General features: G+C 68.6%; 2 protein-coding genes. Both read right to left on the bottom strand.

Annotated features, from left to right (window positions below; genetic code table 11):
• On the bottom strand, nucleotides 1-192 hold a 192-nt coding region (locus IMZ11_RS44175), incomplete at its 3' end, for a hypothetical protein (protein WP_228649732.1).
• Nucleotides 193-442 (bottom strand): hypothetical protein (locus tag IMZ11_RS44170; RefSeq protein ID WP_228649730.1); only part of this gene is annotated, 250 nt, incomplete at its 5' end. It abuts the gene before it with no gap.

The raw sequence follows: 442 nt of genomic DNA, 5'->3' as shown, positions 1-442 counted from the left end.
GTCGATATCCGACGCTGCCGGAACGTCGTTGAGCATGTAGCCCAAGACGTCGAGCAGATCGGTGTAGCTGCAGAACACTTGCTCGGCAGGCGGGATCGCGAGGGTGAGCACCTGGCCGATGGAGAACGAGCGGGACGCCGGGGTGGCCGGCGTCCCCTGCTCGGGCTCGGCGCTCAGTGGCCGACCGTCCATCTATGCGGCCCCCGCTTCTGCTGCGGGGTCCCACAGGGTTTCACGGCGCATGACCTTGCCCGCGGCGCTGCGGATGACCAGCTCGACCGCCTCGTCACCGCGTGGGGCGATGCGGCGGGCCAGTTCCTCGGCGCGTGAGAGCCGGTCGTAGCCCTGGCTGGTCGAGCTGAGCAGCGTGCGGCCGTTGCGGCCGTCGGCCAGCCGAACGGTGAGCTTCTCGTTGCTGTCCGGTTCGATGAAAATGCGGATC

The sequence above is a fragment of the Microtetraspora sp. AC03309 genome (assembly GCF_020826795.1).
GTDB classification, from domain to species: domain Bacteria; phylum Actinomycetota; class Actinomycetes; order Streptosporangiales; family Streptosporangiaceae; genus Microtetraspora; species Microtetraspora glauca.
Note: the sequence above shows the minus strand (reverse complement) of the source record. Positions and strands in the feature narration are given on the sequence as shown.